Source organism: Arthrobacter sp. OV608, from assembly GCA_900110595.1.
Classification (GTDB): Bacteria; Actinomycetota; Actinomycetes; order Actinomycetales; family Micrococcaceae; genus Arthrobacter.
The window spans coordinates 34,229-54,676 of sequence record FOEZ01000016.1 but is presented as its reverse complement, the minus strand read 5'-3'; the positions used below and the strand labels follow the sequence as shown (position 1 = coordinate 54,676).

15 protein-coding genes and 2 tRNA genes are annotated in these 20,448 nt (G+C 66.5%); 6 read left to right on the top strand and 11 right to left on the bottom strand.

The annotated features are described in order from the left end of the window. Positions 1-87: 87 nt before the first annotated feature. From BMX78_RS17775 to BMX78_RS17750, 6 genes are all read right to left on the bottom strand, one after another. Complete coding sequence (locus tag BMX78_RS17775; RefSeq protein ID WP_091422215.1) at positions 88-291, bottom strand: YbdD/YjiX family protein; 204 nt, start codon at positions 289-291, stop codon at positions 88-90. Next, positions 291-2,591 carry a carbon starvation CstA family protein gene (locus BMX78_RS17770; protein WP_091422212.1) on the bottom strand — a complete coding sequence of 767 codons (2,301 nt, stop codon included), beginning with the start codon at positions 2,589-2,591 and terminating at the stop codon, positions 291-293. Before BMX78_RS17770 ends, BMX78_RS17775 begins: the two co-directional genes overlap by 1 nt. A 271-nt stretch (positions 2,592-2,862) precedes the next feature. After that, a complete protein-coding gene (locus tag BMX78_RS17765) occupies positions 2,863-5,676 on the bottom strand; it encodes an FtsX-like permease family protein (protein WP_286139113.1) in 2,814 nt (937 codons plus the stop codon). 47 nt (positions 5,677-5,723) lie between these two features. Further along, complete coding sequence (locus tag BMX78_RS17760; protein ID WP_091422206.1) at positions 5,724-6,461, bottom strand: ABC transporter ATP-binding protein; 738 nt, start codon at positions 6,459-6,461, stop codon at positions 5,724-5,726. Then, the gene (locus BMX78_RS17755; RefSeq protein WP_091422203.1) at positions 6,458-7,066 is read right to left on the bottom strand and encodes a PadR family transcriptional regulator; all 609 of its coding nucleotides are present in this window, start codon (positions 7,064-7,066) and stop codon (positions 6,458-6,460) included. The genes BMX78_RS17760 and BMX78_RS17755 overlap by 4 nt, the downstream gene beginning before the upstream one ends. A gap of 136 nt (positions 7,067-7,202) precedes the next feature. Then, positions 7,203-8,186: an NAD(P)H-quinone oxidoreductase gene (locus BMX78_RS17750; RefSeq protein ID WP_091422201.1), complete on the bottom strand. Its 984-nt coding sequence runs from the start codon at positions 8,184-8,186 to the stop codon at positions 7,203-7,205. 108 nt (positions 8,187-8,294) lie between these two features. On the opposite strand from BMX78_RS17750, the gene BMX78_RS17745 reads away from it, so the two are divergent. Beyond that, positions 8,295-8,382: transfer RNA gene (locus BMX78_RS17745), tRNA-Ser, on the top strand. Between the two features lie 186 nt (positions 8,383-8,568). Then, positions 8,569-9,348, top strand: a complete 780-nt coding sequence (locus BMX78_RS17740) for a VOC family protein (protein WP_091422198.1) — start codon at positions 8,569-8,571, stop codon at positions 9,346-9,348. A gap of 145 nt (positions 9,349-9,493) precedes the next feature. Here the strand turns inward: BMX78_RS17740 and BMX78_RS17735 are convergent, their stop codons facing one another. From BMX78_RS17735 to BMX78_RS17715, 5 genes are all read right to left on the bottom strand, one after another. Continuing rightward, entirely contained in the window at positions 9,494-10,417 is a 924-nt protein-coding gene (locus BMX78_RS17735) for a TauD/TfdA dioxygenase family protein (protein WP_091422196.1), read from the bottom strand. A gap of 50 nt (positions 10,418-10,467) precedes the next feature. Continuing rightward, positions 10,468-11,367: an ABC transporter permease gene (locus BMX78_RS17730; protein WP_091422193.1), complete on the bottom strand. Its 900-nt coding sequence runs from the start codon at positions 11,365-11,367 to the stop codon at positions 10,468-10,470. Beyond that, positions 11,367-12,269, bottom strand: a complete 903-nt coding sequence (locus BMX78_RS17725) for an ABC transporter ATP-binding protein (protein WP_091422190.1) — start codon at positions 12,267-12,269, stop codon at positions 11,367-11,369. Before BMX78_RS17725 ends, BMX78_RS17730 begins: the two co-directional genes overlap by 1 nt. Positions 12,270-12,271: 2 nt before the next feature. Further along, positions 12,272-13,351, bottom strand: coding sequence for an ABC transporter substrate-binding protein (locus BMX78_RS17720; RefSeq protein ID WP_091422187.1), 1,080 nt, complete (start codon positions 13,349-13,351; stop codon positions 12,272-12,274). Positions 13,352-13,885: 534 nt separating this feature from the next. Beyond that, a complete protein-coding gene (locus BMX78_RS17715) occupies positions 13,886-15,820 on the bottom strand; it encodes an FAD/NAD(P)-binding protein (protein WP_091422291.1) in 1,935 nt (644 codons plus the stop codon). An 85-nt stretch (positions 15,821-15,905) separates the two neighbouring features. Between BMX78_RS17715 and BMX78_RS17710 the strand changes: the two genes are divergently transcribed. The 4 genes from BMX78_RS17710 (at position 15,906) to BMX78_RS17695 (ending at position 20,426) form a co-directional block, all read left to right on the top strand. Next, positions 15,906-18,149 carry a prolyl oligopeptidase family serine peptidase gene (locus BMX78_RS17710; protein ID WP_091422185.1) on the top strand — a complete coding sequence of 748 codons (2,244 nt, stop codon included), beginning with the start codon at positions 15,906-15,908 and terminating at the stop codon, positions 18,147-18,149. A 2-nt stretch (positions 18,150-18,151) separates the two neighbouring features. Next, the gene (locus BMX78_RS17705) at positions 18,152-18,679 is read left to right on the top strand and encodes a GNAT family N-acetyltransferase (protein ID WP_091422182.1); all 528 of its coding nucleotides are present in this window, start codon (positions 18,152-18,154) and stop codon (positions 18,677-18,679) included. A gap of 95 nt (positions 18,680-18,774) precedes the next feature. Then, positions 18,775-18,862 (top strand) — tRNA-Ser (locus BMX78_RS17700). Positions 18,863-18,992: 130 nt separating this feature from the next. After that, complete coding sequence (locus tag BMX78_RS17695) at positions 18,993-20,426, top strand: MFS transporter (protein ID WP_091422180.1); 1,434 nt, start codon at positions 18,993-18,995, stop codon at positions 20,424-20,426. The last annotated feature ends 22 nt before the right edge of the window (positions 20,427-20,448 follow it).

The window sequence follows — 20,448 nt, the reverse complement described above, 5'->3', positions numbered from 1 at the left end:
CTCATGAGCGATCCGCCCGGGGTCCACTCCATGAACTCCGCTGACACGCTGTCCGCTATGGGCTCAATCATCCGTTGCGCGGCCCAATCAGCAGCACCGGCCCTGCGGATTGGAGTCCTGCCGGTCCGTCCGGTCCCGCCAGAACTCCCGCTCGCTCAGCGGCGGCGTGTTGTGCCCTGAGGCCTGGTGGTGCTCCAGGTACTTGGTGTAGGCGTCCGCCCCCAGGACACCGCCGAGGTAGCGCGCGAACCCGCGGAAGCCGCGGGTGACGGCAGCCAGTCCGGTGCTCATCAGTGGTGTCCTGCCCGCTCGAACCTCAGCTCGGCCGGGACCTTGTCCCATTCAGCCATCAGCTCCCGCTCGGCGGGTGTGGGAATCAGCCCGGCGGGGGCAAAGACGCGCGAAGGCCTGGCAGGATCCTCGTTGTCCTTCACGGCTGTCCCGTGCGCCCGGCTGCGGAACGCATTCACGGTGGCGAGCAACGCCGTCGCGATCACGATGATGCTGAGCACCACAAAGATGACTGACAGCCAGCCCTGGATAGCGGTATTGCGCACCACAGCTTCCATGGCTGCCACGGATTTAGCCGTGCCAAATTCGGTCTTCCCGTCCGCGAGCGCCTTACTGAAGGCGGCGTTGTTGGCGAAGTACCCCACCGCCGGGGTGGGCGAGAAGATCTTCTGGTAGCTGGCGGTAATGGTGACCACCGCTGCGAAGGCCAGCGGCAAGGCCACGATCCAGAGGTACTTGAAGGTGCCCTGCTTGGCCACGATGGCCAGGCAAACAGCCAGGGCGATGGCGGCCAGTAGCTGGTTGGCGATGCCGAACAGCGGGAACAGCGTGTTGATGCCGCCCAGCGGATCAGTGACGCCCATCAGCAGCACCGCACCCCAGGCACCCACCATGACCGCCGTGCAGAGCCAGGCGCCGGGCCGCCAGGACGCTTCCTTGAACTTGGGAACGAAGTTGCCGATGGAATCCTGGAGCATGAACCGGGCAACGCGGGTTCCGGCGTCAACAGCGGTGAGGATGAAGAGGGCTTCAAACATGATGGCGAAGTGGTACCAGAAGGCCATCATGGCCGTGCCGCCGATGAACTGCTGCATGATGTGGGCGAGTCCCACGGCCAGTGTGGGTGCGCCGCCGGTACGGGAGACGATGCTTTCCTCGCCCACGTTCGCGGCGGTCTCCGAGAGCAGGTTCGGGCTGAGGTTGACGCCGGACAGGCCGAGGCTGTTGACCCATGTGGCGGCCGTTTCGACGGTTCCGCCGGTCAGGGCCGCGGGCGAGTTCATGGCGAAGTAGAGGCCGCGGTCAATCGAGATTGCTGCCAGGAGGGCCATGATGGCGACGAAGGACTCCATCAGCATGCCGCCATAACCGATGAAGCGGGTCTGCCGTTCCTTTTCCACCAGCTTGGGTGTGGTGCCCGAGGAGATCAGCGCATGGAAGCCGGACAGGGCTCCGCAGGCGATGGTCACGAACAGGAACGGGAACAGCGCGCCGGGGAACACTGGGCCGTTCTCCCTGCTGGCGAATTCGCTGAACGCCGGAACGGTGATCTCCGGGCGGACCACAATGATGGCCAGCGCGAGCATCACGATCACGCCGATCTTCATGAACGTGGACAGGTAGTCCCGGGGGGCCAGAAGCAGCCAGACCGGCAGGATCGCCGCGATGAAGCCGTAAACAATGAGGCCCCAGGCGATGGTCACCCGGTCCAGGGTGAAGATGTCCACGCCCCACTGGGTCTGAGCCACCATGCCGCCGCCGATGATGGCCGCCATCAGCAGGACAAACCCGATCAGCGAAACTTCCATCACCTTGCCGGGCCGCAGGAACCGGAGGTAGACGCCCATAAACAGGGCGATGGGGATGGTCATGCCAACGGAGAAGACGCCCCACGGGCTTTCGGCCAGGGCGTTGACCACCACCAGGGCGAGGATGGCCACGATGATGACCATGATGAGCAGGGTGGCCACCAGGGCAGCGGTGCCGCCGATGACGCCGAGTTCCTCGCGCGCCATCTGTCCCAGCGAGCGCCCGCCGCGCCGCATCGAGAAGAACATCACCAGGTAGTCCTGCACTGCGCCTGCAAGCACGACGCCGATGATGATCCAGATAGTGCCGGGCAGGTAGCCCATCTGGGCGGCAAGGACCGGGCCCACCAGGGGGCCTGCCCCGGCGATGGCGGCAAAGTGGTGGCCGAACAGGACGTTCCGGTCCGTGCGCACGTAGTCCTTGCCGTCCGCCTTGTATTCAGCGGGGGTGGCCCGGCGGTCATCAGGCCTGGTGATGTAACGCTCAATGACCTTGGAGTAGAAGCGGTAGCCGATCAGGTACGTACAAACAGAAGCAAAAACGAACCAGATGGCGTTGACTGTCTCGCCGCGGATGATCGCGAGCATAAACCAGGCCACGCCGCCCAGCAGGGCAATCGCTGCCCAGAGGGCAACTTTTCCGGGCGTCCATTTCTTCTCTTCCGCCTCGCGGACAGTCTCGTCAATTGCCGACGGCGGTAGTGAGGTGTCGGTGGCGACCGCACCTTCCCCCCGGGTTGCGCTCCGTCGATGATCCGGTGTTCCGGCCATTTCTCCTCCTTGAGATTCGTCCCCATCTGCTGACAGGCACCCTACCAACGGGGAGCTTGGACCGGACTGTGTTTTGCCGTGATCAGGACCAGCCTGCGCCGAACGGCAGGCACCCGGCGACGAGCGTCGGGCCGCACCGCCGTCGAAGGTGGTGCCGGTCCCTTGCACGGCTGCCCGGAGGGCAGCTCCTCACCCCACGGTAAGCCTGCCGGCGCCAATCAGAAAGACCCCGCGGGATCAAAGACCCTGCTCAGATGCACGGGGGTCCCTCTCAGGTACCCAGCGTGCGCCGTGACGCCGGCAATCGCGCACGGGTGAAGAGCCAGGCCAGAAGGCCGCCGGCCAGGGGCACCGCAAAGACGAGCGCCAGCAGGTGCAGCCAGGGCACCTCGACAGCGGTGCGCAGCTCGGTGGAACCTGCAACGAGCACCGCCGGCAGGGTCCCGGCGATGCCGCCGAGCAGGGTTCCCAGCCCAGCGGTCAGCAGCGCCTGGGAACCGGCAAGGCTCTTCCGCAGGCGGGGCGAGGCACCGATGCCGGCGAGCGTTACATGGTCCGCGCGCGCATCCGCCAGGGAAAGGCCTGTGGTGATGCCTGCGGCGCTGAAGGTAATCACCGCGCTGATGGCCACGATGGACCAGGTCATCCATGAGTCGCCCTGGGTGATGCCCGGTTCGGCCCAGAATCCGACGGCGGGCTGCTGGTACACGGCGGCGACGGCCCCGGCTGCAGCGTCCCTCTCACCGGCCGAGGGAAAGCTGGTGAGCTGGACCAGGAGCTCGGCTGGCTCGGGATGCAGGTCCAGTCGCCGGGCCGTCTCCGGCGAAATGACTCCGTAGTAAGGAAGGGCCTGGGCAGGTTCAACCACAATGGCGGGAAGCGTGCTGCTGGTGACCGTCTCATGCATGCGGGAAGGGTCGGCCGGATCCTGGGCCTGCGTGCGCACGTCCTGGCCCTCGAGCACCACCGTCCCGTCCCGAACGAAGACAGGGTTGGTCACCACCATGCCACCGTCGGCCAGCACGGCCAGTGCCTCAGGTCCGGCCTCGGCGCCGAGGACGGCACTGATCTCGTCCGCGCCACCCACCAGGATGGAACCCTGGGCGCCCGGCGACTGGGCCATCGATCCCCGGCACCGCCAGTCATTGGGGTCCGCCACCCTCCGCTCCGGTGTCATCGGACACTCGTTGCCGGCTGGCGTGGCCAGCACGTACTGCAGGCAATTGGAGGTGGCAGTGCGTGCCGGCCCCGACAGATCCGTGCCATTGCCAAAAGCGCAGTTGTGAACGTACCCCGGCGCACTGATCGTCCTGGTCCAGGCAACGTTGCCGGTGGCACCTTCCACGGCGGAAGCGAGTTCAGCCGGATCGACGACGACCGCCGGCTGGGTGCTTCCGTCCGGCAGGAGGGGCTGCTCCAGGGACAGCGGCAGGAAGGCCTGGTTTTCCAGCGCGGTCCATGAATGGTTCTCCCGCATCATTGCCTGCTGGCTGGCCGCAAGGACCAGCGCGGCGCTGGCCAGCGTGGCGGCGGCGAGGACGGCCCCTACAGCCGGCACCGTGCGGCCCCGGTTCCTGGCCGAATCACGGGCAGCCATCCGCAAGGACAACGGCAGCGCACCCGTCCGCGCGGTCAGCAGGCCTACGAGGTATCCGGCCAGGAGCACCAGCGCGGCGACGGCCAGCACGGCGCCCCCAATCAGCAGGGAGGTGACCACCGGCAGTTGCCCGGCCCTCCGGTCCGGATCCCCGGCCGACTCTCCCAGAAGCCAGCCCGCCGCCAGCAGTGCGCCAGCCAAAAGCAGCAGCACGGCGCCGGCTATGGTGGTTCGCTTCGCACTACCGGCGGGTGCCCGCCCCGACTTGAGCGCGCCCAGGGCCGCCTGCCTCGCCACCTGGTTGGCCGGGGCCATGGCTGCGAGCAGGCAGCACACCAGTCCCAGGACCATGGCCACTACCGTCAGCAGGACGTCGGGGTGGACGCCGGCAAAGCGGGCCGAACCCATGGAGCGGACCCAGTAAACCACTGCTGCCCCGGACCCGAGCCCCAGGGCGGCCCCGGCGAGAACGGCGATGCTGCCAAGCCAGAGCCCGGCCGATGTCACCACGGAGCGGACGGTGGGGGTGTCGGCTCCGGATGCTGCCAGCAAAGCCAGCTCCCGGACCTGCCTTTTAGCGCCGACGGCGAAGGCAGCCCCCGCCAGGAGGCCCACCTCCAGGAGCGCCAGGACAGCGACCAGGCCGAACGTTGTGTACAGCGCCACAGCTCCCGACGACGATGGTGGCGGCGGGACGCCGTCGACATTGCGCTCGGCCAGGGACGGCGGATTGAGCACCACACTGCGGGAGAGCACGCTGACACCCTGCCGGTTTGCCGCGAGGATCTGCGGCCAGGTCACCGGTTCGGAGCCAACCAGGTAGTAGGACATCGAGTGCGGGGATTGCGGCCCCTCGTTCAGGACTGCCTCCGGCACCTGCTCCTGCCGGAGGAAAATGACGGAGTTCCGGTCAGAGGCATCCGCATCGCGGACGGTTCCCACGGGGACGAAGGTACCGGCCGACGTCGTAAATTCCTCGCCGAATCCCAGGCTGAACCGCTCAAGCAGCCCCGGGGACACCAGGGCCTCGCCGGCGGCTTGCGGAGCCCTGCCCTCAAGCAGCGTGAATTTCCCGGCGAAGGCAGGATGCAGCGCGTCCACCACCCTGCCCTGCAGTGACACCAGCGCCGACCCGACCCCGGTTGTCAGGTTGAGCTGCCGGAGCGGCAACACCTCATAGCCCGGCGGAAGAAGGTCCCGGGGATTGGCCGGTTTGAAGTCCGGATCGTAGACGCCGGTGCTGGAAACCACCATGGCGTCGTTGAGCGGGTCCTGGACGGAGTGGGCGTTGGGAGCAGGAAGGGTGCTGAACCGGGCCTGCGTTCCGCCGAGCTCGAACCGGACAATTTCTTCGGGCGTTTTTTGGCTGCTCTGGAACAACGTGGCAGCCCCGGTCATGCCTGCAACAGGAAGCATGATCAGCAGGATGATGAGCAGCGACCGCCCCTTGTGCCTCCTGATGTCCCGGCGGGCAACCCGCAGGGCCACGCGGAAACTGCTTCGTCGCCCAGTCCTCGTGGGAGCGAGATCAAGCATCAGAGCCCTGCCTGGGCCAGGAGCATGGCGGGATCGTGCATGGCCGCTGCCTGGTCCACGATCCTGCCGTCGCGCAGGAACACCACCCGGTCTGCCCAGGCTGCATGCCGGGCCTCGTGGGTCACCAGCATCACGGCGGCCCCGGCATCAGCGCGGGCGCGCAAAACTTCCATCACCCCCTGGCCCGTGGTGGAGTCAAGTGCCCCGGTGGGCTCGTCGGCGAGGATCAGCCGCCGCTGTCCCACCACGGCCCGCGCGATGGCCACCCGCTGCTGCTGCCCGCCGGACATCTGGTCCATAAAGCGGTCCGCGAGTTCCGGTATTCCCACCTGCCGCAGGGCATCCAGTGCCTGCCGGCGGGCCCTTTTCCAGGCTGTGCCGTCCAGTTCCAGCGGCAGCGCCACATTCTCGGCCGCCGTGAGGGTGGGCACCAGGTTGAAGTCCTGGAAGACATAGCCCACGGCACGGCGGCGAAGGCGCGCCAGTTCGTTCAGCCCCAGTCCCGCCAGCGGGGTGGATTCCACAAAGACACCGCCCGACGTCGGGCGGTCCAGTCCCCCGGCCAGCGCCAGGAGGGACGACTTGCCGGACCCTGACGGCCCCATCACCGCGACAAACTCGCCCGCCTTGATGGTGAGCTCCACATCGCGGAGGGCGGCGACCGCCGTCGCGCCTTCCCCGAACGTCCTGCTGACCTTCGCGAGTTCCAGGACCTGCTGCGGTCCCTGGACGCTCACCGGCGGCTGTCCGCGTTGAGCGGGGCGGCGTCTTCCGTGACCCCGTTGGACGTTTTGCGTGCCTGGCCCGGCCCGGCGGACTGCGCCTGCTGGACCATCCTGGCCTCACAGAGGTCCAGCCAGCGGACCTCCGCTTCGGTCTGGAAGATCAGGGAATCAAGGACCAGCAACCAGGCAGTATCGCCGGCGCGCTGGTTGGCGGTGGTGTCCCGGCGTGCCTTGGTGTAGTCCTGCAGCGCCCGCATGGACGCGGCACGCTGGGCCTGGATGATGGCCTGGACATCCACACCGGGCAACGTCACGGCGAGCGCAAGCTTGATGGCGAGCTCGTTCCGGGGCGGGTTGTTCCGCTCCACCGGCGCCGCGAACCAGTTATTCACCTCAGCTTTGCCCGCGTCGGTGATGCTGTAGACCACGTGGCCGTCGCCGTCGTCGCCTTCCTTGGTGACCAGGGCGTCGCGTTCCAGCCGGTCCAGCGTGGTGTACACCTGCCCGATGTTCAGTGGCCAGGTGGCACCGGTGCGGCTTTCGAACTCGACCCGCAGCTGGTAGCCGTAGCGCGGCTGGTCCTGCAGCAGGGCGAGGAGGCTGTGGCGGATGGACATGGTGCTCCTTGGTCTGGGCGGCAGTTCGCACGGTCCCCCAATGACCCGTGCATACCGCGTATAGGCACGAGCCTAACCGACTAGTTTCGTTTGGGCAATACTCAGTATCTAAACCTAGGGCCCGGACCCCGCCTGCCTAGAGCAGCAGGAGGATTTTGCCTACGTGATCGCCGCTGTCGAAATAGGCGTGGGCGGCCTGGACCTGCTCCAGCGGGAAGGTTTTGGCCACCAGCGGGCGGATCCGTCCGTCAGTGATCATGGGCCAGACGGCGTCGCGGACGGCGTTCATAATGGCACCTTTTTCCTCGACAGGCCGGGGCCGGAGTGCCGTGGCCACCACGGCGGCGCGCTTCTTCAGCAGCTGGCCCAGGTCCAGTTCACCCTTCGTGCCGCCCTGCAGGCCGATCACCACCAGCCGCCCATAGTCGGCGAGCGCGTCCACGTTTTGGGCGAGGTACTTGGCGCCGACGACGTCGAGGATCACGTCCGCACCGCGCCCGCCGTTCTGTTCACGCAGGCTCGCAGGAAAATCCTCCTCGGCGTAATTGATGGCGATGTCCGCGCCCAGGAAAGCCTTTGCCGTTCCCACTTTTTCGTCCGAACCTGCCGTTGTTGCCACCTTGGCGCCCAGCGCCTTGGCCAGCTGGATGGCCATGGTGCCGATCCCGCCGGTGGCGCCGTGGATCAGGACGGTTTCTCCGGGTTGGAGCTGGGCGGTCATCACCAGGTTGGAGTAGACCGTGGCGGCCACCTCCGGCAGGGACGCGGCCGTCACCAGGTCCACGCCGTCCGGAACCCTCAGGACCTGCTCGGCAGGAACGGCCACCTGCTGGGCGTAGCCGCCGCCGGCCAGCAGCGCCACCACCTTGTCACCGAGGGAAAAGGGTTTGCTGACGCCAGTGCCGAACCCGGCTATCCGGCCGGATACCTCAAGGCCGGGAATTTCCGAAGCACCGGGCGGCGGCGGGTAGAAGCCCCTGCGCTGCTGCACGTCCGCCCGGTTCAGGCCGGCGGCGACGACGTCGATCAGCACCTCCCCCGGCCCGGGGACCGGAGCCTCCGTTTCACGGACCTCCAGGACCTCCGGGCCGCCCGGTTCCGAAATGTGGACGGCTTTCATGGAACACTCCCGTTTCTGACTGAATACTCGCTGCAACCAGTGTGCACCGGACACCTTCTTCGCCTCTGTTTTGTTGCAGGCAAGTGCCTATGAAACACTACTAGTCGAGGAAGGTTGTCCGAGCGGCCGAAGGAGCTAGTCTTGAAAACTAGTGTGCGGTAACCCCGTACCAAGAGTTCGAATCTCTTACCTTCCGCGATTGGGACCCCTGTCCGCCAGCATGCTGGCGGACAGGGGTCCTTCGTTTTTCCCCCGCGAAGCCTGGTGCGGGGCGAACCATTGCCACTGTCAGACCCTGCGCATAGCCTCGTGGTGTCCCGTCCGGAATTTGACGATCCCTCCGGACCGGCCATCAGAGCACCTACCTCACCAGGAGATCCTTATGCCCAGTCCTGACATCAAACCCGGTTCCCCCTGCTGGATTGACCTGATCACCTCGGACGCCACAAAAGCCCGGGAGTTCTATGGCGGACTCTTCGACTGGGAGTTCCAGTCTGGCGACCAGGAACTTTACGGCGGCTACATCACCGCGTCACGGAACGGAAAGATGGTGGCCGGGATCATGCAGAAGCAGGAGGACCAGGCCGGCTTCCCGGACATGTGGTCCACGTACCTGTGCACTGACGATGCCGCAGCCACTGCAGCTTCGGTGGCCGCAAACGGCGGCCAGGTCCACATGGAGCCCATGGACGTCCCTGCGCAGGGAATCATGGCCATGTTCGGCGACCCCAGCGGGGCGTCCGTTGGTGCGTGGCAGCGCCGCGAGATGCGCGGTTATGAAGTCGCGGGAGAACCCGGGGCGCCCGCCTGGCACGAGCTGCACACCAAGGATTACCAGGGCGCTGTGACGTTCTATGAAAAAGCCTTCGGCTGGCAGACGAGCGTTATGAGTGATGCTCCCGAGTTCCGGTACACCACCCTGGGCTCGGGCGAAACGGCGCAGGCCGGAATCATGGATGCTTCCGGATACCTGCCCGGCGAGGTTCCTTCCCACTGGCAGGTGTACTTCGCCGTTGAGGACACCGACGCCACGGTTGAGCGCGCGCTGGCCATGGGCGGCACTCTCCTTGACGGACCGGCGGACAGCGACTTCGGCCGGGTGGCGCAACTTGCCGATCCCACAGGCGGCATGTTCAAGGTGATCTCCAGCCCCTCCGCCTGACACACCGCCCCAAAAATACCGGCCGGAGCTTACGTTAAGCTACCGGCCGGTATTCTTTTGTGCGATGGCCAGCACTTGCTGTTCCGGCCGTCAACCCAAGCACTGACAGCTTCCGCCGTGCATATCTGGACAAAAGCTCCGGGTTTTAGGGGAGCACCACGGTTTCCGAATATGCGGACGAGTCGCCCTTGATGGCCGTGCTGCTGCAGCCGTCCACACTCACCGGGATATCGCCGGCAATGGTTACCCGGTTCAGCGTGCGGGGCTGGCGGTCGTAGTTGTCCGGGGCGTAATGCTGGGTGATCCGGTTATCAAACAGCACCAGCTGGTCCGGCTCCCAGTTCACCCGCACCACGTTCTCCGGACGCGTGATGTAGGCCTGGAGGATGCGGAGGATGTCCTTGGACTCGGTGTTGGACAGCCCCACGATCCGCAGGCGCTGGGCGAAACCGCCGATGAACAGCCCTCGCTCCCCCGTCAGCGGGTGTACGCGCACCACCGGGTGGGCGGTTTCAAAGTGGATCCGGGTGAACTCCTTGCGCCTCTCGTCCGCGTTGGCGTGCTCCAGGTTCTTCGGAACGGAGTAGTCGTAGTCGTTGGTGTGGATGGCCCAGAGGGTGTCGGCGAAGTTCCGCAGCTCGTCGGGCATGTCCTGGTAAGCCCCGGCCGAGGACGCGATCAGGGTTTCCCCGCCGTATGCCGGCAAGGTGATGCTGCGCAGGGTGGAGGCCTGCGGAGGGTTCACCACAAACGTGACGTCCGTGTGCCAGTTGTTCGCGCTGCCGTTCTCGCTGTCGACGGGCAGGACCGCCGGCTTGCCGTCCACCGACGCTACGGTGGGGTGTGCCTTGGTGAGCGGGCCGAAGCGGCTGGCGAAGCGGACCTGGTCCTCGTCCGTGCCGATGTTGGCCTCGCGGAACACCAGCGCCTTATGCGTGTTTAGAGCTTCGCGAATCTGGGCGATCGTGTCGCCACTAAGCTCGGCGCTGAGGTCCAGGCCGCGGATTTCGGCACCGATGCGGGCGCCCAGTTTGGTGAATTCGAGTTTGGTTTCGGTGATGACGGTCATGGTGGTTCCTTGCCTTTCAGTGCGGTTGGTTCAGTTGATTGGGTTGGCGGTCAGTTGCCGGAGCCGACGGCGGTGCGCCAGCGGGAGAAGTGCCGTTCCAGTGCCACGAGCAGGACGTTTACCAGCAGCCCGAGCACGGAGACCGTAAGGATGCCGGCGTACATGTCCGGGATCAGGAAGCTCATTTGGGAATTGACGATCAGGTAGCCCAGGCCCGCTTTGGCGCCGACCATCTCCGCGGCGATGAGCACCAGGATGGATGACGTGCCGGCCATCCTGATGCCGGTGAAGATCGTTGGCACGGCGGAGGGCAGGATCACCTTCTGGAAGAGTCGGAAGCTGCCCAGCCCCAGGGACCTGGCTGCCCGGATCAGCAGCGGGTCCACTGTCCGGACACCGGCGATGGTGTTCAGCAGTACCGGGAAGAACGCGGCGTAGGCCACGATGGTGATCTTGGATTCCTCGCCGATGCCCAGCAGCAGGGTGAACACCGGGAGCAGTGCCAGGGTTGCGGTGTTGCGGAAGAGCTCCAGGAGCGGGTTCAGGAACGAGTTCAGCCAGCCGTACCAGGCGATCAGGAGTCCCAAGAGCACGGCGGACACCACTGCGATGGTGAAGCCGGACACCGAGCGGGTCAGGCTTGCCTGGAGGTGGCTTTGCAGCTGCCCGGTCTCCACCAGCCGGGCGCCGGCGGCCAGGACTTCGTGCAGCGGCGGAAGGAACACCCTGGTGGCCGGGGCGGCCAGGAAAGTAGGGCCGAATTCCCACAAGGCGAGGAACAGCACCACGGCGAGGGACTTCCAGCCCGCCCGTGCGGCGAGGTTTGCCAGGGCAGTGAACCGTCCTGCCGGCGTCGTACGCTGCTCGGGTGTGCCGGGTGATGGTTCCGCAGGGCGGGAAGGGTCGACGGCGGCTGCCGCCGTGTGCGGTGGGGTCAGCAGTGCGCTCATCAGGCAGCGCTCCTTTCAGCGGGCTCTTCGTCGGGTGCGGTGCCGTCCGGAAGGATCTTCCGGTGGCCGGAGTCCTGGGCCAGGCGGACCTCGTCGTGCAGGAGGGACCAGACCTGGTGGCGGTGTTCCATAAAGGCCGGGTGGGAGCGGATGTCCCCGTCGCCGTCCCGGTCCGGGATGTTGATGTCGACAATTTCCTTGAGCCGGCCCGGACGGGCACTGAGCACTGCGACCCGCTGGCCAAGGTAGACAGCCTCGTCGATGCCGTGCGTAATGAAAACAATGGTTTTGCCCGTGGCTTTCCAGATCCGCAGGAGCTCGTCCTGGAGCTGTTCGCGGGTCTGGGCGTCCAGGGCTGCGAAGGGTTCGTCCATCAGGAGGATGTCCGGCTCATAGGCGAGGCTTCGGGCGATGGCCACGCGCTGCTTCATACCGCCGGACAGTTCGTGCGGATACCGGTCCTCGAACCCGGCCAGGCCCACGAGGTCCAGGAATTCACTCGCTTTGGCGGCCCGCTCCTTCCTGGACAGCCCGGTATTCTCCAGCCCTATGGAGACGTTGGCCGATGCCGTGCGCCAGGGAAACAGGGCGTACTGCTGGAAAACGACGGCGCGGTCCTGGCCGGGGCCCGTCACAGGCTTGCCGTCCACCAGCACGGTTCCGGACGTGGGGCTGGAGAGCCCGGCGAGCAGGTCCAGGAGGGTTGTTTTGCCGGAACCGCTGGGGCCCACCAGGGTAAGGAATTCGCCTGCGGCAACGTCAAGGCTGAGATCGGACAGTGCTGTCACGACGGACGGTTCCGCCGGCCGCCGGCCTGCCTTGCCCTTTCCCCTGCCCTGGCCCTTGGCCTGGCGGACGGCAAACTCCTTGGTCACGTGTTGGAGGCTGATCTTGGGAGTCATCTTTATCCTTTGGAAGTTGCTGCCGGCGCGGAGGTTTCCAGCAGGTTGAACTCGTTGGTGTAGAGCTTTGCGGTGTCCAGGGAGCCGTTGATGATCCCGGCGGACTTCAGGTAGTCCTCCCACCGGGTGAAGTCCTGGTCCTGGATCCGTCCGCCGGGTGAGGCCACACCCACGCTCTTCCAGTACTTCAATGCTTCGGTGCTCTCATTCCGGCCGCGCTTGGCGATGATCTCTTCGAACTTGGCGATCACCTGCTCCCGCGGGGTGGTGCGCTCCCATTCGATGGCCTTGGCCACGCCCGTCACTACCGTGCGGCTGGTTTCGGGGTTCTTCGCGATGAAGTCCTTGCGCAGGACGTACTGTCCGGCGTCGAACGGTCCCCCAATGACCCCGACGTCGGTGAACAGGGCCCGGATGCCGCCCTCGGCGAGCGCACGGTCCTGGAGCACACCGCCCAGGGTGCCCACGTCCACCTGCTTCTTGCGCAGCGCCACCTCGGTTTCGTTCGGCGGCACCACAACGAGTTGCACCTGCTTGATCTCCTCGGGCGTGAGCCCGCTGTTCTTCAGGTAGGTGGTGATGACCGCTTCGTGGTGGGCGCCGAGGGTGTTGACGGCGATCTTCTTGCCGATCAGGTCCCTGGGGGTTTTGATCGGGCTTCCTTCCTCCACGTAATACCCCGTGAAGGTGTCTTTGTCCTCGCCGTAGTAGTTGATGACCGCCTGGACCGGGGCGCCGGCCTCGATCAGCTTGATCACAGCACCGGTGAAAGCTCCGCCAATATCCGTCTGGTCGGTGGCGACGGACTGGATGCTTTGGGGCCCGCTGGTGGTGTTGCTGACCCATTCGAGCTTGACGTCGCCCAGGTAGCCGAGGTCTTCGGCCACCTCGATGAGCGCAACGCTGTTGGGCGAGCCCTGGTAGCGGACCTTCTGTGTTTCCTGGCCGCTTTGTGCCCCCGGCTGGGCAGTGGCGGGGCCGCCGCATCCGGACAGCGCCAGCATGATCGCCGAGGCGGCAGCGATGGCTGCTGCCACGCCTGCGGCGGGGCGGGGCCGTTTGGGGAAGAGTCCGATTTTCATGGCGCTGTACTTTCTTCTGTTCATTGGAGACCGGCTGGGTTGGGGACCGGTGCAGTTGGAGAGCCTGGCCGGGCTGGCCGTGGGGACAACTAGAACAGGAAAGAATCCGGGGCAGAAGGGGCTGGTTAACCGCAGGAAATAAGTGGAAATTGCAGGACGTGCCGCGTCACGGGACGTTCCATGCGGTTGCCTGCTGACACATTGGGACACGCAAGGCCGCATGCCGAAATACCGGCTCATGCCCCGTAAGACATCCGGGCCACGGAAGGTCACGTACGGCCATATGCTGTCCTGCGGCGACTTCAGGGCGCAACGAACAGTGCGTACGGGCGGCCGGACCCGTGCTGCACGAGAGCCGCGGCGCAAGTCACAGCGGCCGCAACGCGGGCAAGGCCGGCCAAAATGGTCAGAATATTTCTGCCCGTAGTGCCACAGTGTTACAGATCCACGTCCTCACGCAGCCCCAGGTTTTTGTCCAGCTATGCAGCCTTGGGAGGCCTCGGACCCTGATCTATCTGCCCAAAAACTCCAGGGTCAGGAGCTGAGGATGGCGCCGGCGATTTCGTCGGCGTCGCGGAGGGTCCGCTGGCCGCTGCGGTAGTTCGGCCCGCCGGGCTGGAAGGCCTCGGCGGCAATAGCGGTCCCCCACTGGACCGAGGAGAGCTGCAGTCCCAGCACGTACAGCCCCTCCGTCACGGAACCGTTGGCTGCCAGGGGGCGGTAGGGATGCGGCACCACATCCAGCCCGGTGGACTGCACGGGGGCGCCCTCCACGGTCATCATGAGGCGCGGACGCACCAGCCCGTCCGCCAGCAGCTGCTCCAGGACGGGCGAATCATTGGCGGAGATCCTGTTTCCGGGCGCCAGTGCCTCCACCATGGTCTTTGCCGTCACCGGGCCATCATGGACCCAGGGCGAGAAGGCGGTGAAGGTACGGTTGCGGCGGTCCACCGCGAACTTGGGGTCGGGCCCCACGAAGCTCACCACCCCAGCCCTCGCCAGTGCGGCAAGCTGCTCGGCGCGCAGGGCGGGCGGCCCGCTGGCCAGGCCCTCCACGAACGATTCGAACCAGCCACGAAGTCCCGCAACCCAGGATTCGTCGGTGATGCCGCCGTCGGCCACTGCTGTCTTCAGGACAGCGCGCCCGTGGTGGAGTGCCCCAATGGCCATCTTCACGGGGTCGTCCTCGCCGAGCGCGGACCTGCGGGCATCGTCCAGCAGGTAGTCCACGACGGCGGCATCCAGTTCGGCGCGCGAAGCAAACGAGCGTCCGGCCAGGGGGGCGGCGAGCGCCGGCAGGTCCAGCCGGTGCCGGGGGCCCACGTGGACAGCCAAGACGCTCTCCACGCTGTCCTCCCAGTTAACCGCGCTGTGGGCGTGCGGATGGAGGGCCTCGTCCAGTGCGGCGAGGAAAGCCGCGGAGTCAGGTACGGCGTTGGGCTGCGAGCGCACCAGGGTGGAGTAGTACGCCCAGAGCGCATCCCGGTGCAGGAGCGGCCAGAGGTCATGGTCGAAGGCCGGGCGGATCCCAGCGGTGCGGAAGCGTTCCAGCGCCGCCTCCGTGAAGTACCGCAGCGTGACCGACTCCGGGTAGTAGCCGTTCAGGGCCGCTTTGGCACGATAGGGGGTTCCGCGCCGGGAGGCTGCAATGATGTGCGGTTCCTGGCCCGAGGGCTCGTAGCGGAGCCCCGTCCCGTTGCTGAGGAATTTTCCGCCCCGGCCCTCGGTCAGCTGGACCATGGTGTCGAAGAAGTTCAGGCCCATACCCCTGACCAGCGCGGGTTCGCCGGCAGGAATCCGGGACCAGTCCACGTCCGCAGGAACCGCCGGCGGCAGGTACTGCAGTCCCAATTGCTCCGCCGCAGCCTGCAGCTCCCGCTGTTCGGGGTTGAGCCGGGACGGGATGTGGCCCAGGGCAAGCACTACGGAGCCGGTGTGCAGGGTCGTTCCGGTGGCCAGGACGACGTCGAACGTTCCGTCCCCCGAGGAGCGCACCGACAAGGCGGTCGTTTCGTGGAAGTCGATGCTGACGCCGTCGGGCAGGTTGCCGGTCAGCTCCTCCACAATGCCGCGGAGGTATCGGCCGTAGAGCGCACGGCTGGGGAAATCGCTGGCCTCCAGGACGGCCAGTTCTGCGAGCTCTTCCTCGCTGAGCGAGGGAGAGGGGTTGCGCCGCTGCCGGGCCCGCCACTGTTCGAAGGTGGTGCCGGCGAGGGGCCGCGCCAAGTCAGGGTCCTCGGGGATCAGGGTGGGATAGAACGACTGTGTGTTCATCAGGAACAGCCGGGACTGCTGCGGCTGCCACACGTGCCCGGGGCCTGCGGGATAGGGATCGACCACATCGATGTGGAGACGCACCGGGCCGGAACCGGCCTGCGCCGCGCAACGGGCCAGCAGGCGTTCCAGGACGCTGGTGCCCCGCGGACCTGCCCCGATGATGGCGGTCCGGATGCTTTGCGTTATTTCCACGGCATCCAGCGTACGGGCTGGAAAGAAACTATGCGCCCGGCGCTTGACTTGCCAGCCGTCTGCCGATGTTGTTTGGATGGGGCGCATGACCACCACTGCAGCTGATCCAGCGCCCGCCCCCGGTTTCGGCAACTCATCCGGCACCGATCCCCAAGGCATCGCGCCCGAGCCCACAGACGAGAACGTCTGGCTTGAGGACATCTACGGCGAGGAACAGCTTGCCTGGGTAAAGGAGCAGAACTCCCGCACGGAGGACCTGCTGGAAGACGCCGACTATGTGCAGCTGGAGGGCAGCATCCTGGAGGTGCTTGACTCCACCGACCGGATCGCCATGGTGGGCAAGCGCGGCGACTGGTACTACAACTTCTGGAAGGACCAGCAGAACCCCAAGGGACTCTGGCGCCGCACCACATGGGAGAGCTACTGCACCGATGCCCCGGAATGGGACGTCCTGCTGGACGTCGACGCCCTCTCCGCTGCTGAAGGCGAAGAATGGGTCTTCCACGGCGCCACCTTCCTCCGTCCGGCCGACGGTGAACCGTACCGGCATGCGCTGCTGGCTTTGTCCCCGGACGGCGGCGACGCCAACCGGTACCGGGAATTCGACGTCGAAACGCGGACCTTCGTGGACCCGGCGCAGGGCGGCTTTGACCTGCCGACGGCGAAGGGCCACGTTTCGTGGCTGGATGCGGACACGCTGCTGGTCGCCTCCACCGCTGATGGACTTCCGAGGACGGCTTCCTCCTACGCCCGGACCGCCGTCACCCTCAAGCGCGGCGACTCCCTGCCTGATGCTCCCCGCCTCTTCGAGGTGCCCGAGAACCACATGATGGCCGTGGTGGCGCACGACTCGACACCTGGCTTCGAACGGACCTTCGCCGTTGACTACATCGATTTCTACAACCGCAGCAACGCCGTGCTGCTGGATGGCTCCTGGGTGGTGATCGATGTTCCCACCGACGTCAATGTCAGCGCCCACCGTGAGTGGCTGCTGTTCCGGCCCCAGCAGGACTGGTCGCTCGACGGCGTCACGTATCCGGCCGGTTCGCTCCTCGCTGCGCCGTTTGAGGACTACCTGGCGGGCTCACGCGACGTTTCCGTGTTGTTCACCCCCGACGCCAACACATCCCTGCAGTCCTGGAGCTGGACCCGGAGTTTCCTGCTGCTGAACCTCCTGAAGGACGTCTCCTCCGAGATCCGGGTGCTTGATCCGTCCCGGCCCGGCGCATCCCCTGAGGCGGCCTGGGAGTCTTCGCTGCTTGACGCCTGCCCGCCGCTGCATGACGTCAACGCCTACGCCGTGGACGACGAAGACGAGGCCGACGGCGGTGCGGGCAACGACTTCTGGCTCGTCGCCACGGGCTTCACTACCCCCAGCACGCTGATGCGGGGCACCCTGGAGCGCGCGTCTGTCGGGAACGGTGGAGTGGTGAGCCGGCACGCCGTGGTGAAGACGTCGCCGTCGTTCTTTGCCGACGAGAACTATGAAGTGCAGCAGCACTTCGCCGTGTCCGACGACGGCACCCGGGTTCCCTACTTCCAGGTGGCCTCGCGGGAGCTGGCACTGGACGGGCAGAACCCGACGCAGCTGTCCGGCTACGGCGGTTTCGAGGTCTCCCGCACTCCCGCCTACAGCGGCACCGTGGGCAGGGCCTGGCTGGAACGCCGGACGTCCCTGTCCGCCGGCACCAACGGGGATGCGCCTCACTCCCGGGGCGGTGTGTATGTGGTGGCGAACATCCGCGGCGGCGGCGAATACGGGCCCTCCTGGCACCGGGCGGCCCTGCAGGAAAACCGGCACAAGGCGTACCAGGACTTCGCGGCCGTAGCCCGGCACCTCATCTCGCGCGGCGTCACCTCACCGGAACGGCTGGGCTGCGTGGGCGGATCCAACGGCGGCCTGCTGGTGGGAAACATGCTGACCCAATACCCGGAATTGTTCGGGGCTGTCTCCTGCGGCGTGCCGCTGCTGGATATGCGCCGCTACACCAGGCTTTCCGCGGGCCACTCCTGGATCGCCGAGTACGGCGACCCGGATGTCCCGGAGCAGTGGGAGTACATCCGCACCTTTTCTCCGTACCACCTGCTCAAAGACGGGGTGGAGTACCCGGAGACGTTTATCTGGACGGCTACCTCGGACGACAGGGTGGGCCCGGTGCAGGCGCGGAAGATGGCTGCCAGGATGCTGGCCATGGGCATCCCCAACGTCTGGTTCCACGAAGCCCTCGAGGGCGGTCACGCCGGAGCGTCGGACAACCGGCAGGCCGCCGCCCTGCAAGCCCGAAGCCACCATTTCCTCTGGAAGGCGCTGGCCGGCGGGGCCTCGTAGCCTTGGCACTGGCGGTGCGCCGGGCTGCGGCCGGCGATGTGGAGCAGCTGGCGGAGGTCCACGTCCGCTGCTGGCAGGAGACCTACCGCGGAATGCTGTCTGAGGAATTCCTTGCCTCGGTGGATCCTGCAGACCGGCTGCGGCTCTGGCACCATCTGCTGGGAGCCGACCGGCCGGCAGACGCTTGGGTGGCAACCGATGCCGGCGCCTTGGTGGGTTTTTCGGGCGTCCGCCGGGAGCGGGGAGCTTCTTCGCACGGGTTCGCGCCGCCGTCGTCCGGGGACCTGGAACTCTGGGGGCTGTACCTGCTGGAGTCGCACCAGGGGCTGGGCCTGGGACGGCGGCTCCTCGAGGCAGCGCTGGACGGCGAGGCGGCGAGCCTGTGGGTGGCGGCGGACAATGCGCAGGCCATCGGTTTTTACGGGCACTTCGGTTTTGCCCCCGACGGGGCCGCCGACGTGATCCCGGAATGGGAAAACCTGCGTGAAATCCGGATGGTACGGCCCGGGCAGCCTGTATTTCGCCCGTGAGATTATCCTTGGCCTGCTGCTCGGGAGTTCCTGGCGGCCCGTTTTGCGCTGGATGGCCGGATCTGCGTATCCTTGGTGGGCTAGGAATAGCAATTGGAGACGTGCCAGAGCGGCCGAATGGGCTTCACTGCTAATGAAGTGTGGGGCACAACTCCACCGGGGGTTCAAATCCCCCCGTCTCCGCGTTTGGCCCCGGTCCTGGACCGGGGCCTTTTGCGTTTCCCCTGGACCGCAAGGCGGGCCGTTGTCTTCCTCCCGTCCGGGGTACGGACACCAGAAGTTCCGCAGGCCGGGGCGGTGAGAGGATGGGCAGATGGCAGCAAGCAACACTGTGGACAGCGCGCCCGGCACCGCCCAGGCATGGAGTCCCCGCCTGGCACTGCTGGTGGCCGCCACGTTTTTTATGGAGTTCCTCGACGGCACCGTCCTCACCACGGCCATCCCGAACATTGCCGCCGACTTCCACGTGCCGGCCGCGGATGTGAACATCACCATGACGGCCTACCTGCTGACGGTTGCCATGGGCATACCGTTCAGCGGCTGGCTGGCGGAACGGCTCGGCGCGCGCCGCGTTTTCTGCCTGGCCATCGCCATGTTCACCCTTGCTTCGCTGGCGTGTTCACTGAGCCAGGACCTCACCCTGCTGACCCTCAGCCGGGTTGCGCAGGGGTTCGGCGGCGCCATGATGGTTCCGGTGGGCACCCTCCTTGTCCTGCGCGGCACGCCCAAAGCCGACCTGCTCCGCGCTACGGCATTCCTGGTGTGGCCCGGGCTGCTGGCACCTGTTCTTGCCCCTCTGGTGGGTGGGGCCTTGACCACGTATCTGTCCTGGCACTGGATCTTCCTGATCAACCTTCCGCTGGGTGTTGCTGCTTTCATCGCGGCCCTGCGGCTGGTCCCGTCAGTGGCAGGTGACCGGGACCGGCGGCTGGACTGGCTCGGGCTGCTCCTCACCACGCTGGGCGTGGGTGCCGTGGTAGTGGGACTCGAACTGGTGAGCACCCACCCTGAAGCCGCCTGGGCGGCCTTGAGTGCCGGATTGGGCCTGATATTCCTTACCTGCGCAGTCCTGTGGATGCGCCGGGCCCCTCATCCGCTCTTTGATCTCGGGGTGTTCCGCACCCGTACGTTCCGGGCTATGGCCACCGGCGGTTTTGCCTACCGCTTGACCATCAGCTCAGTTCCCTTCCTCCTGCCGCTGATGTTCCAGGCAGGTTTCGGCTGGTCCCCGCTGCATGCCGGGGCCATGGTGGCGGCCGTTTTTATCGGCAACATCGGCATCAAGCCGGCCACAACACCGCTGATCCGGCGCTTCGGTTTCCGGGCCATGCTGGTGTTCGCATCTCTCGCTTCAGGGGCCACCTTCGCCCTCTGCGCCCTGCTGACCCCGGACACGCCGCAGCCCCTGACGTTCGCCCTGCTGGTCTGCAGCGGCGCCTTCCGCTCCATCGGCTTCTCCGCCTATGCCTCCGTGCAGTACGCGGATATCGCGCCGGCGCAGCTGACGTCCGCGAACTCGGTGTCCGCCACCCTGGTGCAGCTCGCCACCGGTTCAGGCATTGCAGTGGGCGCCCTGCTGATCCGTGTGTTCGACGGGCTCAGCACCTTCCCTGACGACTCCGCCGGGCCCTTCCGCGGGGCATTCCTCGCCATGACGGTGCTGATGCTCGCAAGCACCGCAGACAGCCTCTTCCTGCCGCGCCACGCTGGGGCGGAAGTCAGCCAGCGCAAGGCGCAGCGGGTCTGAACAGGCGGTTAACAACAGGCGG